16 protein-coding genes are annotated in these 15,041 nt (G+C 57.1%); 9 read left to right on the top strand and 7 right to left on the bottom strand.

The window, feature by feature from the left end; all coding sequences use genetic code 11:
* Positions 1–10 precede the first annotated feature (10 nt).
* Complete coding sequence (gene slyB, locus ACVWZ0_RS10005; protein WP_253461006.1) at positions 11–478, bottom strand: outer membrane lipoprotein SlyB; 468 nt, start codon at positions 476–478, stop codon at positions 11–13.
* A 273-nt stretch (positions 479–751) separates the two neighbouring features.
* Here slyB and anmK point away from each other — a divergent pair, with 273 nt between their 5' ends.
* The 5 genes from anmK to pdxY all read left to right on the top strand — a co-directional run bounded on the left by anmK (position 752) and on the right by pdxY (position 5,278).
* Positions 752–1,873, top strand: coding sequence for an anhydro-N-acetylmuramic acid kinase (anmK, locus tag ACVWZ0_RS10010; RefSeq protein WP_253454426.1), 1,122 nt, complete (start codon positions 752–754; stop codon positions 1,871–1,873).
* Between the two features lie 20 nt (positions 1,874–1,893).
* On the top strand, positions 1,894–2,199 hold the full coding sequence (locus ACVWZ0_RS10015; protein ID WP_253454425.1) for an MliC family protein: 306 nt from the start codon (positions 1,894–1,896) through the stop codon (positions 2,197–2,199).
* A 60-nt stretch (positions 2,200–2,259) separates the two neighbouring features.
* Positions 2,260–2,913: a pyridoxamine 5'-phosphate oxidase gene (gene pdxH, locus ACVWZ0_RS10020; protein ID WP_253454424.1), complete on the top strand. Its 654-nt coding sequence runs from the start codon at positions 2,260–2,262 to the stop codon at positions 2,911–2,913.
* Positions 2,914–3,048: 135 nt separating this feature from the next.
* The gene (gene tyrS, locus ACVWZ0_RS10025; protein WP_253454423.1) at positions 3,049–4,323 is read left to right on the top strand and encodes a tyrosine--tRNA ligase; all 1,275 of its coding nucleotides are present in this window, start codon (positions 3,049–3,051) and stop codon (positions 4,321–4,323) included.
* A 94-nt stretch (positions 4,324–4,417) separates the two neighbouring features.
* Entirely contained in the window at positions 4,418–5,278 is an 861-nt protein-coding gene (pdxY, locus tag ACVWZ0_RS10030; RefSeq protein ID WP_125289802.1) for a pyridoxal kinase PdxY, read from the top strand.
* Positions 5,279–5,311: 33 nt separating this feature from the next.
* Here the strand turns inward: pdxY and ACVWZ0_RS10035 are convergent, their stop codons facing one another.
* The 3 genes from ACVWZ0_RS10035 to ACVWZ0_RS10045 form a co-directional block, all read right to left on the bottom strand.
* On the bottom strand, positions 5,312–6,052 hold the full coding sequence (locus ACVWZ0_RS10035; RefSeq protein WP_253454422.1) for an NADPH-dependent oxidoreductase: 741 nt from the start codon (positions 6,050–6,052) through the stop codon (positions 5,312–5,314).
* A gap of 86 nt (positions 6,053–6,138) precedes the next feature.
* On the bottom strand, positions 6,139–6,744 hold the full coding sequence (gene gstA / locus ACVWZ0_RS10040; RefSeq protein WP_253454421.1) for a glutathione transferase GstA: 606 nt from the start codon (positions 6,742–6,744) through the stop codon (positions 6,139–6,141).
* A gap of 86 nt (positions 6,745–6,830) precedes the next feature.
* Positions 6,831–7,754: a LysR family transcriptional regulator gene (locus tag ACVWZ0_RS10045; RefSeq protein WP_253454420.1), complete on the bottom strand. Its 924-nt coding sequence runs from the start codon at positions 7,752–7,754 to the stop codon at positions 6,831–6,833.
* Positions 7,755–7,848: 94 nt separating this feature from the next.
* Between ACVWZ0_RS10045 and ACVWZ0_RS10050 the strand changes: the two genes are divergently transcribed.
* Entirely contained in the window at positions 7,849–8,466 is a 618-nt protein-coding gene (locus ACVWZ0_RS10050) for a glutathione S-transferase family protein (protein ID WP_253454419.1), read from the top strand.
* A 2-nt stretch (positions 8,467–8,468) separates the two neighbouring features.
* Positions 8,469–9,344, top strand: a complete 876-nt coding sequence (locus ACVWZ0_RS10055; RefSeq protein WP_253454418.1) for a pyridoxamine 5'-phosphate oxidase family protein — start codon at positions 8,469–8,471, stop codon at positions 9,342–9,344.
* 33 nt (positions 9,345–9,377) lie between these two features.
* Here the strand turns inward: ACVWZ0_RS10055 and dtpA are convergent, their stop codons facing one another.
* Positions 9,378–10,841 carry a dipeptide/tripeptide permease DtpA gene (dtpA, locus tag ACVWZ0_RS10060; protein ID WP_253454417.1) on the bottom strand — a complete coding sequence of 488 codons (1,464 nt, stop codon included), beginning with the start codon at positions 10,839–10,841 and terminating at the stop codon, positions 9,378–9,380.
* A gap of 606 nt (positions 10,842–11,447) precedes the next feature.
* Here dtpA and ACVWZ0_RS10065 point away from each other — a divergent pair.
* On the top strand, positions 11,448–12,899 hold the full coding sequence (locus tag ACVWZ0_RS10065) for a flagellin N-terminal helical domain-containing protein (RefSeq protein WP_253454416.1): 1,452 nt from the start codon (positions 11,448–11,450) through the stop codon (positions 12,897–12,899).
* A 102-nt stretch (positions 12,900–13,001) separates the two neighbouring features.
* Here the strand turns inward: ACVWZ0_RS10065 and ACVWZ0_RS10070 are convergent, their stop codons facing one another.
* Positions 13,002–13,382 carry a winged helix-turn-helix transcriptional regulator gene (locus ACVWZ0_RS10070; RefSeq protein ID WP_253454415.1) on the bottom strand — a complete coding sequence of 127 codons (381 nt, stop codon included), beginning with the start codon at positions 13,380–13,382 and terminating at the stop codon, positions 13,002–13,004.
* Positions 13,383–13,481: 99 nt separating this feature from the next.
* Here ACVWZ0_RS10070 and ACVWZ0_RS10075 point away from each other — a divergent pair, with 99 nt between their 5' ends.
* Positions 13,482–14,213, top strand: coding sequence for an SDR family NAD(P)-dependent oxidoreductase (locus tag ACVWZ0_RS10075; RefSeq protein ID WP_253454414.1), 732 nt, complete (start codon positions 13,482–13,484; stop codon positions 14,211–14,213).
* A 179-nt stretch (positions 14,214–14,392) separates the two neighbouring features.
* Here the strand turns inward: ACVWZ0_RS10075 and ACVWZ0_RS10080 are convergent, their stop codons facing one another.
* Positions 14,393–15,007: a TetR/AcrR family transcriptional regulator gene (locus ACVWZ0_RS10080; RefSeq protein WP_253454413.1), complete on the bottom strand. Its 615-nt coding sequence runs from the start codon at positions 15,005–15,007 to the stop codon at positions 14,393–14,395.
* Positions 15,008–15,041 lie beyond the last annotated feature (34 nt).

Genomic DNA, 15,041 nt, shown 5'->3' on the forward strand with positions numbered 1-15,041 from the left:
GGTTCCTCGGTTAGCGTGGCGAAACGGTGATCTGGCTGCCGTTGGAAGCCAGCGCGACGCGCTGCCCTACAGCGAAACGGCTGTTGCCCTGTTTCTGCACGACCATAATGGTGTTGCCGTCATCCTTACGGATCTCCAGCTCCACGCCCTGAGTTTTGTTTATGGATCCCTGTACGCCCTGACCGGCCACGCCGCCGGCAATTGCGCCTGCCGCCGTCGCCAGGCTGCGGCCCGTGCCGCCGCCAACGGTATTACCCAGGAAGCCGCCGAGCACCGCGCCGCCGAGCGCGCCGATCACATTGCTGTCGTCGCCGCCCTGGATCTGGACGGGACGGACGCCAACCAGCGTGCCGTAAGTGACGCTCTGCACCTGTTTCGCTTCCGAGGCGGTGTAAACGTCGCCGGAAAGCGAGCTGTCATTGGCGCAGCCTGCTAAAGTCACACCGGTCAGTGCTACGATCATCATGCGCTTCAACATCATCAAACTCCTTTCTTTTCCATGTGCTGCAGTCAATTGCGCAGCGATCAATAACCTAATTATATGGTACAGGCAATGCCTGCTGTGTGGTTACGTCAAAAAATTGCTTTAAGCATAGCGCAGTGCGGGTAAACCTGAAATCAATGCCGGCGCGGAAAGCGCAGTAAAAAGTCTGTCATCATGTAAAAATGCACAGTTAATCATAGAATTGCTGCACCGTTTTTGCGACGCTGTACCCAGGTTTGATATTCCCACAGCGGGTAAGGGACTTTGATGAGATCGGGACGTTATATAGGCGTAATGTCAGGAACCAGTCTGGACGGCGTGGACGTGGTGCTGGCCGCAATTGACCCGCAGATGGTGGCGCAGCAGGCCAGCTACTGCCATCCCATGCCGCTGGCGCTGCGCCAGGAGATCCTGGCGGTCAGCCAGGGGCAGTCGCTGACGCTTTCCCGGCTGGGGCAGCTGGATACGCGGCTGGGCCGGCTGTTTGCCGAAGCGGTACAGGCATTGATCGAGCGCGAAGGGCTGGAGAAAGAGGATATCGCCGCCATCGGCTGCCACGGGCAGACCGTCTGGCACGAGCCGCTGGGCGACGCGCCTAATACGCTGCAAATCGGCGACAATAACCAGATAGCCGCGCTGACCGGCATTACGGTGGTGGGGGATTTTCGCCGCCGGGATATGGCGTTAGGCGGACAGGGCGCGCCGCTGGTGCCCGCTTTTCATCAGGCAGTGTTGATGCATCCTGAAGAGCGGCGGATGGTGCTGAATATCGGCGGCATTGCCAACCTCTCGCTGCTGCTCCCCGGCCAGCCGGTGGGCGGCTACGATACCGGGCCGGGCAATATGCTGCTGGACGCGTGGATCTGGCGTCACCAGGGTCAGCCCTACGATCGGGACGGCGCCTGGGGCAGCAGCGGCCAGGTAGTGTATCCTTTATTGCAGCAAATGCTGGCGGATCCCTGGTTTGCGCTGGCCGCGCCCAAGTCTACCGGCAGAGAATATTTCAACCCGGCCTGGATCGACCGGCAGCTGGTTAACTTCCCCGGTCTGCCGCCGCAGGACGTGCAGGCCACGCTGGTGGAGCTGACCGCATCCACTATTGCGCAGCAGGTGATGCTGAGCGGCGGCTGCGAGCGGCTGCTGGTGTGCGGTGGCGGCGGAAAAAACCCGCTGCTGATGGCGCGGTTGAAAGCGCTGCTGCCGGGCATTGAAGTCAACGCCACCGATGAGGTCGGCATTCGCGGTGACGATATGGAAGCGCTGGCTTTCGCCTGGCTGGCCTGCCGTACGCTCTCATCGCAGCCGGGCAATCTGCCTTCCGTGACCGGCGCGCGCGAAGCCTCCGTGATCGGTGCAATCTTTCCCGCTAATATTCAGCGCTGCCGCTGAGTTATCTGAATGGAGCAAAGATGAAAAAATGTTTATTGCTGATGGCCGCGCTGCTGCTTAGCGGGTGCCTACATCAGACGCCTGAAAAAATCAGCCGGCTGCACTATCGCTGCGGCACGCTGCCGCTGTCGGTGCTGCTGGATAACGATCGTGAGGAAGTGAACCTGATTCTGGACGGCAATCCGCTGACGCTGAAGCAGCAGCCCGCCGCTTCCGGCACGCGCTATGCCGATGAAAACTACGTTTTCTGGTCAAAAGGCGACGGCGCTTTTGTGGAGCGCAACGGCAAAATCATCATTGACGACTGCCGGCTCGAAAACCGTTAACTCGTTGAAATTGATTGTGATGAGGCGCACAATGCCTCAACTCTGATAGCGGAAAATCCCATGAATGACGACAGCCTACAGCAGATTGCTCATCTGCGCCGTGAATATACTCGTGGCGGCCTGCGCCGCAAGGATCTGCCTGACGACCCGCTGGTGCTGTTTGAACAGTGGCTGAGCCAGGCGGTTGCCGCGCAGCTGCCGGATCCTACTGCCATGAGCGTGGCGACCGTGGACGAGCACGGGCAGCCTTACCAGCGCATCGTGCTGCTGAAGCATTTTGATTCGCGCGGCATGGTGTTTTACACCAATCTGGGCAGCCGCAAAGCGCAGCATCTGGAAAAAAATCCGCGTATCAGCCTGCTGTTTCCGTGGCATATGCTGGAGCGCCAGGTGATGGTGCTGGGCCGCGTTGAAAAACTGTCAATGATCGACGTGATAAAGTACTTCCACAGCCGCCCGCGCGAAAGCCAGATAGGCGCATGGGTATCGAAACAGTCGAGCCGCATTTCCGCGCGCGGCGTGCTGGAAGGCAAGTTTCTGGAACTGAAGCAGAAATTTCAGCAGGGCGAGGTGCCGCTGCCGAGCTTTTGGGGCGGCTATCGCATTACCATAGACTCAATGGAGTTCTGGCAGGGCGGCGAACATCGTCTGCATGACCGCTTTTTCTACCAGCGCGACAACGAGGCGTGGAAAATCGATCGTCTGGCGCCCTGATTGCGCGAAATAATCCGTTAAGCGCTGGCACAGAGCCCGTCGGCGCTTTATTCTATACCCCTTTTTTTCATCCGCTAGCCAGCGGAGAGCTGTGTACCAGCAAAGGTGCAGACTTTTTTATACACGGAGTCACAGATGGGCAGCAGTAACCTGATTAAACAATTGCAAGAGCGTGGCCTGGTCGCCCAGGTAACGGATGAGGAAGCGTTAGCAGAGCGGCTGGCGCAAGGGCCAATCGCGCTCTATTGCGGCTTCGATCCGACCGCGGACAGCTTGCATTTGGGCCATCTGGTCCCGCTTCTCTGCCTGAAGCGCTTCCAGGATGCCGGTCACCGTCCGGTGGCGCTGGTGGGCGGCGCGACCGGTCTGATCGGCGATCCGAGCTTTAAGGCGGCCGAGCGCAAGCTGAACACCGCGGATACCGTTAACGAGTGGGTGGAAAAGATCCGCGGCCAGGTCGCGCCTTTCCTGAACTTCGACTGCGGCGACAACAGCGCCGTAGCGGCCAATAACTACGACTGGTTCGGCAGCATGAACGTGCTGACTTTCCTGCGCGATATCGGTAAGCACTTCTCCGTTAATCAGATGATTAATAAAGAAGCGGTGAAGCAGCGTCTGAACCGTGACGACCAGGGCATCTCCTTTACCGAGTTCTCCTACAATCTGCTACAGGGCTACGACTTCGCCTGCCTGAACGAGCGCTACGGCGTGGCGTTGCAGATTGGCGGCTCCGATCAGTGGGGCAATATCACCTCCGGTATCGATCTGACTCGTCGTCTGCATCAGAACCAGGTGTTTGGCCTGACCGTTCCGCTGATCACTAAATCCGACGGCACCAAGTTCGGTAAAACCGAAGGTGGCGCGGTGTGGCTGGACGCGAAGAAAACCAGCCCGTACAAATTCTACCAGTTCTGGATCAATACCGCGGACGCCGACGTTTACCGCTTCCTGAAGTTCTTTACCTTTATGAGCATTGAAGAGATCAATGCGCTGGAAGAAGAAGACAAAAACAGCGGTAAAGCGCCTCGCGCCCAGTATGTGCTGGCGGAGCAGGTCACGAAGCTGGTGCACGGCGAAGAAGGCCTGACCGCCGCGCAGCGCATTACCAAAAGCCTCTTTTCCGGCAGCCTGGCGGAAATGACCGAAGCGGACTTTGAGCAGCTGGCGCAGGACGGAATGCCGTTTGTTGAGCTGGAAGCCGGTCAGGATCTGCAACAGGCGATGGTCGACGGCGATTTAGCGCCGTCTCGCGGCCAGGCGCGTAAGCTGATCGAATCGAAAGCGGTAAGTATCAACGGTGACGTGCAGCTCAGCGCGGAATACGCGTTTGCACCGGCAGATCGCCTGTTTAATCGCTTTACGCTGCTGCGCCGTGGTAAAAAGAACTACTGTCTGATCGTCTGGAAATAATGCTTCAGGCGTGAACAGACAAAGGCGCGTCCTGAAGCAGGGGCGCGCCAGCCCGCTTTTAAGCATCCCGTCCCTTTTTTCCGGCAAGGTTTCCATGAAAAACATTCTCTCCGTCCAGTCGCACACCGTTTTCGGCCATGCCGGCAACAGCGCCTCGGAATTCCCGATGCGCCGCATGGGCGCAAACGTTTGGCCCCTGAATACCGTACAGTTTTCTAATCATACCCAGTACGGCCAGTGGACCGGCGTGGTCATGCCTGCCAGCCACCTGACCGATATCGTCAGCGGCATTGCGGCTATCGACCGGCTGAAAACCTGTGATGCCGTGCTCAGCGGCTATCTTGGCTCCGCAGAGCAGGGCGAGCAGATCCTCGAAATCGTTCGTCAGGTGAAAGCGGCTAATCCCGACGCCTGGTACTTCTGCGATCCGGTGATGGGGCATCCTGAAAAGGGCTGTATCGTTGCGCCCGGCGTGGCGGAGTTTCATGCCCGCAGCGCGCTGCCCGCCAGCGATATTATTGCGCCGAACCTGCTGGAGCTGGAGCTGCTCAGCGGTCATGAGGTCAACAGCGTGGAGCAGGCTATCGCCACCGCGCGCGAGCTGATCGCCAAAGGGCCGAAAATCGTGCTGGTGAAGCATCTGGCGCGGGCAGGCCAGCGCAGCGATCGCTTTGAGATGCTGCTGGTCACGGCGGATGAGGCCTGGCATATCAGCCGTCCGCTGGTGGATTTTGGCGTGCGTCAGCCGGTAGGCGTCGGCGATCTGACCAGCGGGCTGCTGCTGGTGGATCTGCTGCACGGTCTGGGGCTGAAAGAGGCGTTAGAGCACATTACGGCGGCGGTCTATGAAGTGATGCTGAAAACCCATGAGATGGGGGAGTACGAGCTTCAGCTGGTGGCGGCTCAGGACAGTATCGCCAATCCCCAGCAGCATTTTGATGCGGTAAAACTCTGATATTGCCGGGCTGAAAGCAGCCCGGCAACCTCATTATTTCTCGTTGCCGAAGCCCTGCTTAAGCAGCGCGGACAGCACGTCCGGGAAATAGATATTTTGATAGTAGCCGGAAACGCTCTCGCTCCAGCTTTCGCCGTCCTGGCGGCCGATATTCTGCCAGTGCTGCACCATCTCCTGATTATAAGCCGCGATATTTTCCTGCAGGCCTTCCGTGCTGTAGCGCTCTTCGTGACGGAAAGTGCTCAGCGGCAGGCGCGGTTTCTGATGCGCCGGCTCATCCACATAGCCAAGCGCCAGCCCGACCACGGGGAAAGTCAGCTCGGGAAGATGCAGCAGCTCAATCATCGCCTGCGGATCGCGACGGATGCCGCCAATCGGCACAATGCCCAGGCCTTCAGCCCGCGCGGCCGTCATCACGGCGCCCAGCGCAATGCCGATGTCGGTCGCGCCGGAGACCACGCTTTCAATACTCTGCTGGGCAATCTGCTCTTTATCGATGGCCGCCATCGCCTGCTGGCTTTTATGCATATCCAGCACAAAGGTGATAAACAGCGGCGCTTTGGCAATCCACGGCTGGCCGCCGGCAATAGCGGAAATCTTGCCGCGAGCTTCGGCATTGCGCGTAATAACCAGCGACACCTGCTGTGAGTTCACCGAGGTTGGCGCACGGTAGGCGGACGCAACAAGACGATCGAGGATAGCGTCATCAATCGGACGATCGGTAAAGCTGCGCTCGCTTTTATGGGCGGTAAGGATATCAATTACGGAACTCATAGTACCTCCAGATGTAATAGCCGCAGAGTATAAGGCATTGCTGCTACGCGGTTTAACACCTTATGCGCTGGCTCATCCGCAGGCCTTCAGTTCAGTCCTTCCGCCTCTAAGGCCTCAATTACGGATGGTCGTGCCGCAACGCGCTGAAACCAGCCTTCCAGCGCCGACAGGCTGGCTATATTCAGCTTCAGCAATTTCGCCCAGCGCATTACGGTAAACAGATAGGCATCAGCGGCGCTGAAATGCAGGCCCGACAGCCACTGTTTGTCTTTCAGCTCGCCATCGATCCAGGTGAATTTTTCCTCCAGCTGCTGGCGCAACACGGCTTTATAGTCGTCCGGCGCGGCATCGCTGAACAGCGGCGAAAAGCCTTTATGCAGCTCCGATGAGATAAAGCTCAGCCATTCCAGCGTCTGATAGCGCGCCAGCGTGCCGGTCGGCGCCAGCAGCTGACGGTCGGGCTTCAGATCCGCCAGATACTGGACAATCGCTACGCCTTCGGTCAGCACGGTGCCGTCGTCAAACTGTAGCGCGGGGACTTTTCCTTTTGGGTTTATCCGGCGGTAATCTTCCTGTTGCTCGGTGATCCCGGCGGCGGTATCGACCCTGACCAGCGTGAAATCCAGGCCCGTTTCCAACATCACGATATGCGGCGAAAGCGAACAGGCACCGGGTTTAAAGAACAGTTTCATGGCGTACTCCCTGACTCAGAGGAAAAGATGTTCTTAGCTTAGTGCCGTCTGCTCAAAAAGTCAGCGGCTTTGCGTACGCGGCTGGCTTAATCGATCTCTTTTTCGGGCTGGCCCGGCTTATTGGTCTGAAAACAGGCAAGCTCGGGCAGCGCGGCGCGAGCCAGCTCCCAGAATGCCCGCACGCGGGCGGGCATATATTTGACATTCTGCGTCACCAGCTGCACCGGAACGGCGGCGCAACGAAACGCGGGCAGCACTTCGCACAGCGTTCCCGCCTGTAGATCCTCGTAAACCTGATAGGAGAGCAGGCGGGCGATGCCTTTTCCCGCGCGGGCGGCGATCAGCTGGGTTTCCACCTCGTTAACGGTTAGCCTGGGCGTGATGCGAACGCGCTCCTGCAAGCCAGCGGCGGTAAAGCGCCACGTTTTACTGGCTGTCACACCGGCAATCAGATGGTGATCCGCCAGCGCGGCAGGCGATAAAGGCTCGCCCATGCGGGCCAGATAGTCCGGGCTTGCGACCAGCAGGCGCCGCACGCGGCCGACCTCGACGGCAACCAGCGAAGAGTCGCGCAGCTGCCCAATGCGCACCGCCATATCCAGCCCTTGCTCAATCAGATCCTGATAGCCGTCGTTGAGCTGTAAATCGATTTGGATATCCGGATAGCGCTCCAGAAACGTCAGCACCAGCGGGGCGACATGCCTGCGGCCAAACTGCACCGGCGCGGTCAGGCTAAGCTGGCCGCTGAGCGGATTGCCGTCGCTGGCGGAAAGCGCCTGTTGATAAGCGTCCAGCACGCCTTTTGCCCGTACAAACAGCGCAACGCCTGCGGGCGTCGGCGCCAGGCGACGCGTGGTACGCTCTATCAGCGTACAGGCCAGGCGCTGCTCCAGCGCGGCCAGCGTGCGGGTTATCGCCGCCGGAGAACGCCGCAGCATGCGGGCCGCCGCCGCCAGGCTTCCCTGCTGCACCACGGCGACAAAGACCGCCAGCTCGTCGAGTTTATCCATCACCGTTTCACTTTATGAAATTATGAATTGCTATCTTTGCCGGTTTACGCCGTTTTCAGCAAGAGTATGCTGGAAAAAACAGAGGAGAAACGTCATGACTACCTTAACGCTTTATGGAACGGAACTTTCGGGGCACGTGCATCGCGTCCGGCTGCTGCTGGCTATGCTGAACCTGCCGACCACCCTGAAAGAGGCTGGTGCCGATGTCAGAAAAAGCGCCGCTTTTCTGGCGCTGAATCCGCTGGGACAGGTGCCGGTGCTGGTGGATGGCGAGCACGTCATTACCGACAGCAACGCGATACTGATCTGGCTGGTAAAACGCTATGCGCCGGACAGCCAGTGGCTGCCGCAGGATCTGCATCAGCAAGCCCAGGTGCAGCAATGGCTGGGCAAGGCCGCAGGCGAAATTCGCTACGGGGTTGCCTCGGCGCGGCTGATTAAACAGTTCGGCACGCCAGAGAATTATGACTCGGCAGTGGCGACAGCGCGTAAATTTTTACCGCAGATGGAGGCGCATTTAGGCGGCAAAAGCTGGCTGGTGGGCGACAGCGCGACGCTTGCCGATTTGGCCTGCTATGCCTACGTCGCCTGCGCGCCGGAAGGCGGCATTTCGCTGCGCGACTATCCGGCTATTCGCCAATGGCTGCAAAACGTTGAGGCGCTGCCGGGATTTATTGCGCTGCCGCCGCTGCCGCATCCACAGGAAGCGTAACCATGTTCCACTCCGGCGAACGTCTGGCGCAGCAAAAGGCGGGCTTTAGCCCCGAAAGCGCCGCCATCTATACGGCAATGCCGCAACAGCACCAGCTGTTTTACGCCGGGCTGAGCCAGTTTTATTTCAGCACGATCGATGCCGCCGGCTATCCGGTTGCGGCCGTTTTGCAGGGCGAGCCAGGATTTGTGCAGGCAACGGATGAGAACCATCTGCGCATAGCCACCGCTTCCTTAAGGACTTTTCCCGGTCTGCCGGCTTTAAGACCCGGCATGACGGCGGGCGGCCTGGGCCTCGATTTTTCCAACCGGCGGCGCAATCGGGTCAACGGCACGATCGCCAGCGTTACGCCAGATTTTGTGACGCTCGCCGTGCAGGAAAGCTTTGGCAACTGCCCAAAATATATTCAGCGGCGGATCTTGCCTGAGCACCAGCCGCTGCGACAGCCGGAGCGGGAGCCGCTGGCCGCGCTGGATGCCGATGCGCGCTACCTGATCGCCGCCGCGGATACCTGCTTTATCGCCAGCCGCGCGCCGCAGCAGGGCGCGGATATTTCCCATCGCGGCGGGCCGCCGGGTTTTATCGGGATGACGCAGGGGAAGCTGGCGATCGTTGACTACGCGGGCAACCGTTATATGAATACGCTGGGGAATCTGCTGCTGGCGCCTCGCTGCGCGCTGCTGATTATGGATTTTCATCAGGGCGCGGCGCTGCATATTCAGGGAACGGCGGAGCTTGTCTGGCCACAAAAGGAGGGGGAAGAACGTTGCCTGCTGATCGCGCCGGAAAAAATAGTACGTTTTCGCCAGCTGCTGCCCGCCGCCGGGCTGGCGGTGGAGTTTGCCGCCTCAACGTTGGCCGTCAATAAAAAAGGGTGACGTGGCGTCACCCTTTTCAGCACTAAGTCGATATCAGTTCTGCGTCATGCGGTTCAGTTTAGGCGCGGTCAGCATCATCAGAACAGCAATAACGCCGGTCACGATACCGATCTGCAAAAAGACGTCGCCATAAACGTGCAGCGACTGCAGCGGATCGGTGATGTTTTCCGGCACCGCCATCATGTTGGCAACTTTACCGGCCACCATGGCAGCGCCTGCCGTGGTCAGGAACCAGGAGCCCATAATAAAGCCCATCAGACGCTGCGGCACCAGCTGGGCGACCATCGCCAGGCCCAGCCCGGAGATCATCAGCTCGCCCACGCTTTGCAGCGCATAGCTCAGGATCAGCCAGCCCACCGACACGATACCCAGATCGTTGGCGAATTTCGCGCCCAGCGGCAGCACGAGGAAAGCGATGGAGCAAAGCACCATGCCCAGCGCAAACTTGTGCGGCATCGGCAGGCGGTCGCCCATCTTGTTATAGATTGCCGCCAGCAGCGGGCTGAAAATCATGATCCAGAAAGGATTCAGCGCCTGATACTGCTCGGGCTGGAAGGTCAGGCCCAGGATGCTGTGCTCGACGTTGCGGATGGCGAAGAAGTTCAGCGAGGTCGGCATCTGCATATAGAGCACGAAGAACACGATGGCTTCCACCATCAGCAGAAACGCGACGATCATCTTGCGGCGCGGCGCGCCCTGTAAGGCAAAAGTTTCTTTAGCGAACAGCAGCACGATGCCGATAGCGACCACTGCCAGCAGCAGACGCGCGACGCCCTGATTGTGCAGCATCCAGGTCGCAATGACGATCAGCACCGCGATACCGACTATCGTTGCCAGCAGCTTGCCTACCTGCAACGGCTGGAAGTCAGGCTTAGAACCATGATCTTTCACCCAGCGGCGGCAAATCATAAAGTTCACCAGGGTGATCAGCATGCCGACAAAAGAGAGTGAGAAGGCGACGTTCCAGCCATAGTGCGCGGCCAGCCAGGGCGTGGCCAGCATGGAGAAAAAGGAGCCGATATTGATCGCCATGTAATACATGGTGAAGGCGCCGTCCAGGCGGGGATCGTCTTTTTCATAACAGGTAGAGAGTAGCGAAGAGGGATTCGCTTTAAACAGGCCGTTACCGACGGCAATCGTTGCCATGCCGATATAGACCATGCTGACGTCATGGCCTGACCAGGCCACCAGCGCGTAGCCCAGCGCCAGCACCAGCGTGCCCAGCACAATAACACGTTTGGTGCCGAGCACCTTATCGCCCAGCCAGCCGCCAACGGCTATCAGGCCGTAAACCAGCGCGCTGAAAGAGGCGAACAGCGTAATAGACTGCTCTTCGGACATGCCCAGCATCTTGACGAGATAAACCGCCATGATGCCCTGTAGGCCGTAGTAACCAAATCGTTCCCAGAGCTCAATCGAAAAAATTAAATAAAAGGATCGGGGCTGTTTAAACGCGTTGAGACTGGTGTTCTCAGGATGTTTGTTTGCAGTTGACACGGATACCTCTGGAGTCAATCGCCTGATTTGAAGCGAAAATTAAGTCGGTTTTCATCAGGACGGGCTTTAGCCGCATAGTTATAAATTCGGAAAATCGGCGGTTAATTTCGCCGATTGCGTGCTGTCAGGCAAGCCTTTTTTCAAATAAGGTCAAGCGCAGTTTTATTAGTGTTTATTACATTTGAAAAGCCCGTGCCTGCTATAAACTGCTTTTTTTACATAAATGTTAAACATATTGCTCTGTATCAAGGTTAAGGGTTGCGCAAAAAGCCCTATTAATAACCTGTCTGTAACAGCTGGATATTTCTCTTACCGCAGCAAACTTAAGCAATATTATGCGTGGTTTATGCACGCCATTTCACAAAAAATAGAGGATTATCACGTTTCTGCCGTCATCTGGCGCGACTCAACGAGCTAAAACCGCGCAGTTAAGTGCATCATAAGTTATTAATGAGTGAAAAATAACTTATCCAACCGTGCGCCATGTTGGCCTCTGGCGCGGAAAGGCGAGATTTATTTGGGTTGTGTAAAGATTAATCGTGCCGTCTAAAGCCGTCCTGGCTGCAGCCGATAACTTCACTACCTCAATAATTGTGCAGAGTGATAATGTTAACGATTTACAACAATGAAACTGCGCTGGCCACGGGCAATGCCCGAGCGGCGAACAGCTCGCTGCTGGCGCAATCTATTGAGCGGCTTTCCTCTGGTTTTCGCATTAATGGCGCGCGCGACGACGCGGCGGGGCAGGCTATCGCCAACCGTATGCAGGCGAACGTCAACGCCGACAGCGCGGTAACACGCGGCCTTAACGACGCTATCAGCTACGCGCAGACGGCGGAAAGCGCGCTGGGCAACATTGGCGATATGCTGATCAAGGCAAAAAGCCTTGCGGTACGCGCGGCCAACGGCACTATGTCAGTGTCCGACCGCCAGAGCTATAACGCGGAATATCAACAGCTGCTGGCAAGCATCAACGGCATCGCCAGCGGCACGGAAATTTTTGGGCAGTTTCCTCTGGCGACCGATAAGCCGGAGCTGCCGCCGGTGCTGTTGGGCAACGTTGCGCCTATCGGCACTAAATTCCCGATAGCCGGACAGAACTACTCCTTTAACTCCGGCGTGATTTCGCTGGCGTATATTCCGGCCGGCACCACGAATATTTCTATTACCGTTGATTCCTTGAGCATGGATGACGATGTGCAGCTGTTCACGCGCGACGGCAAGCATCTGGCCGGCACGCCGATCGAAGGCGGCACGCCCGACTTTACGTGGGCCAGTAAAGGCGTCACCGATGCCGCCTCCGCGACCAGCAAGCTGATGAGCGTCAGCAACGGTTTCAGCAGCGGCGCCAGCTACGACGCTTCAGGTCTGAATGAAGGCGGCCCGGCGTGGGCGTTGAACGGCAGCGAAACCTCCAGCTATAACGGGATGAGCATCACCTATAGCGGCGACGGCGATCGCTATGAAGATGCGGCCACGGGCGCGGCGAACGACGGCACGGTAACCAGCAATACCCTGGAACGGGTCAGCATTGATAACGTCAGTGAAGATCTTATCGTGGTGGTGGTGGGCAACGGTTCGTTTAACAGCAACCTGACGTGGGGCTCGTTGCCGCAGCCGACCGCCACGCCAGCGGTGCCGCCGAAACAGAGCCAGCCTTTAGAGGTGATCACCAGCGCCAACTATGGTCAGCCGATCCAGTCGGATACCCTGGGGCCGACGCCGTCCGATACCAAAACGCTGGGTCTGGACAACACCAGCCTGCTGACCGATGGTGCCATTCGTACGGCGATGGGCGCGCTGGATGCGGCATTGAACAAAGTCAGCAGCTACCGTTCCGATTATGGCTCGAAGATCAACCGTTACGAGTCCAACAAATCGGTGCTGTCACAGCAGAGTATCGCGACGCAGGCGGCACAGAGCCGCATTCAGGACGCCGACTACGCGCAGGAAGCCAGCAAGCTGGCTATGGCGCAGATCAAAGAGCAGGGGCAAAATGCGGTCACGAAGATGGCCAACCAGCAGGCGCAAAACGTGCTGACGCTGCTGCGCGATTAATTCTTCGTAACAGAAAGCAGCGGATGCTTTCGCCTCCTTAAAGCCTGCAACAACCCGAAAGGCCAGGCGGCTCATCGCAAGGTTACCCAACGTTTCGCTGATTCAGCAAAGTTTTTCCGCATGTTTAGCGTCATATATCAACTGAGCCTGTGCCATTTCAGGGCCATATTTTAGCGCCCATTCGTACAGCGCATTAAAAGGGTCCTGGAGCGTCTGCGCGAGTGCGGTAAGACTGTACTCCACGCTCACTGGCGAACCAGACAGTACCTTTCGATGAACCAGTCCATTGCGCTCAAGCCGCTTAAGCGCATCAGCCAAAGCCTTGTGCGTAATGCCGTCCAGTCGGCGGCGCAGTTCATTAAAGCGCACGGGTTCACTACAAAGCACGGTAAGAATTAAAATCGACCATTTATTGGTTATATTCTCAAGAACCGGGCGGGTTTTTCCTATTTCTTTCAGGTCATTACAGTCAGTCTGATTCATAGCGATATACTCCGGAATACCTGGTATAAACAAAGTGCGTAATTGTTATTAAGTATAAAAATTATATCATCTGTTTTCCATCCCGACAGGAGTGAGCAGATGAGTAGGTTAAATAATAAAGTTGCCCTGATACTCGGCGGCGCCAAAGGCATTGGTCTTGCTATCAGCCAGCGATTTGCCAGTGAAGGGGCAACAACCTGGTTCACCTCGCGCCGCAACGAGGAATTAGCAGCAGCCAGCCACACCATAGCGGGCGATGCCAGGCCGCTACGTGCCGATGTCAGCCAGATAAGCGAACTGACGCGTATAGCTGAGCTGATTAAGACGGAGTCCGGCCAGATAGATGTGCTGGTGATCAATGCCGGCATGTCGACATACTCGACCCTTGATGAAGTCACCCCAGCGCATTTTGATACTACTTTCGGTTTGAACGTGCGCTCACCGCTGTTTGCTCTCCAGGCCGCACTTCCCCTGATGAAAGCGGGCGCCAGCGTGGTATTGATAGGTTCTGTCGCCGATGTCCTTGGCACTCAGGGATATGGCGTATACGGTGCCAGTAAGGCGGCGCTTCGTTCTTTTGCCCGCACATGGACACGTGAACTCTCCGAGCGGGGCATTCGCATTAATGTTGTCGCCCCTGGCCCTGTTGATACGGAGATGATGCAGGCAGCCTCTGAAGAGCTACGCAACGGGATAATCAGCGCCATTCCTTTAGCAAGAATGGGCAGGCCTGAAGAAGTTGCCAATGCAGCATTATTCCTCGCGAGTGACGAAAGCAGCTATATAGCCGGAGCGGAAATTTGTGTGGATGGTGGGCTGACACAAGTTTGAGCGAGGTAGTTTAAGTTTCACGCACCCTGAGAACCTGTGTCCGCTTCTCACACTGAACCTCCGGCAGGACAACCGGCGGCCAGGCGTGAGAAGGGGGCCTGGATCCGATCTCACAAAGCGTTTTTTAAGAAAGTACAACCAGGGATCCCTTCAGGATCGAGCATTAATCAATACCGGTTTCATGACATCTGCTTTAAAATTCGGGTGACATTTGCAGCCAGATATTCCTCGTCTACAGGCTCTTGAGTAATCAAAATTCTGAACCATACAGGTGCAATAAGCGTTTCAAGTATGGCTCTGCGTTGCCCCTCAAAGCCAGCTTCACCGCGCCGGATTGCCCGTTCGAACATCATCTCTGCCTGCTGAAATCTCTGCTCCCATACGTCCCGAATTGCCGATCCAACCAATTCGTCGCCTGACGAAGTGGCATCGATCGCGCCTTGTATCATTTTCCTGCCCTCTGATGAAGAAAGCATACTGGTTATCATCTTTAAGAATTCGTACAAATCAAGATGCAGGCTGCCGCTGTCTGGAATGGAGACCATGCTTTCAGCTGTACTTCTGAACACATCGGCAATCAACCTTGTTCTGTCAGGCCATCGGCGATAGACCGTGGAGGCGTTTACTCCGGCAATATGTGCCACTTTACGGTGCGTTAAGGCATTCGCCCCTTCTTGCATGAGTATCTGTCGGGCAGCCTGTAATACAGCCTCTCTGACTTTCGCACTGCGCCCACCCGTTCTCTCTTTTACTGCGTCGAGTGAACCTTTTTCCTCAGGTATTGCTCTCATCATGATTAAAGCCTAAGATTTATTGCAACACTTGTTG

It is taken from the genome of Erwinia sp. TECH1 (assembly GCF_054057575.1).

What these genes read in the sequence shown, in the direction of transcription:
- ACVWZ0_RS10075 (WP_253454414.1), top strand. Translation starts at nt 13,482, where the DNA reads ATGAGTAGGTTAAATAATAAAGTTGCCCTGATACTCGGCGGCGCCAAA.
- ACVWZ0_RS10065 (WP_253454416.1), top strand. Translation starts at nt 11,448, where the DNA reads ATGTTAACGATTTACAACAATGAAACTGCGCTGGCCACGGGCAATGCC.
- ACVWZ0_RS10070 (WP_253454415.1), bottom strand. Translation starts at nt 13,382, where the DNA reads ATGAATCAGACTGACTGTAATGACCTGAAAGAAATAGGAAAAACCCGC.
- pdxH (WP_253454424.1), top strand. Translation starts at nt 2,260, where the DNA reads ATGAATGACGACAGCCTACAGCAGATTGCTCATCTGCGCCGTGAATAT.
- ACVWZ0_RS10050 (WP_253454419.1), top strand. Translation starts at nt 7,849, where the DNA reads ATGACTACCTTAACGCTTTATGGAACGGAACTTTCGGGGCACGTGCAT.
- ACVWZ0_RS10055 (WP_253454418.1), top strand. Translation starts at nt 8,469, where the DNA reads ATGTTCCACTCCGGCGAACGTCTGGCGCAGCAAAAGGCGGGCTTTAGC.
- gstA (WP_253454421.1), bottom strand. Translation starts at nt 6,744, where the DNA reads ATGAAACTGTTCTTTAAACCCGGTGCCTGTTCGCTTTCGCCGCATATC.
- ACVWZ0_RS10015 (WP_253454425.1), top strand. Translation starts at nt 1,894, where the DNA reads ATGAAAAAATGTTTATTGCTGATGGCCGCGCTGCTGCTTAGCGGGTGC.
- ACVWZ0_RS10045 (WP_253454420.1), bottom strand. Translation starts at nt 7,754, where the DNA reads ATGGATAAACTCGACGAGCTGGCGGTCTTTGTCGCCGTGGTGCAGCAG.
- anmK (WP_253454426.1), top strand. Translation starts at nt 752, where the DNA reads ATGAGATCGGGACGTTATATAGGCGTAATGTCAGGAACCAGTCTGGAC.
- tyrS (WP_253454423.1), top strand. Translation starts at nt 3,049, where the DNA reads ATGGGCAGCAGTAACCTGATTAAACAATTGCAAGAGCGTGGCCTGGTC.
- pdxY (WP_125289802.1), top strand. Translation starts at nt 4,418, where the DNA reads ATGAAAAACATTCTCTCCGTCCAGTCGCACACCGTTTTCGGCCATGCC.
- slyB (WP_253461006.1), bottom strand. Translation starts at nt 478, where the DNA reads ATGTTGAAGCGCATGATGATCGTAGCACTGACCGGTGTGACTTTAGCA.
- ACVWZ0_RS10080 (WP_253454413.1), bottom strand. Translation starts at nt 15,007, where the DNA reads ATGATGAGAGCAATACCTGAGGAAAAAGGTTCACTCGACGCAGTAAAA.
- ACVWZ0_RS10035 (WP_253454422.1), bottom strand. Translation starts at nt 6,052, where the DNA reads ATGAGTTCCGTAATTGATATCCTTACCGCCCATAAAAGCGAGCGCAGC.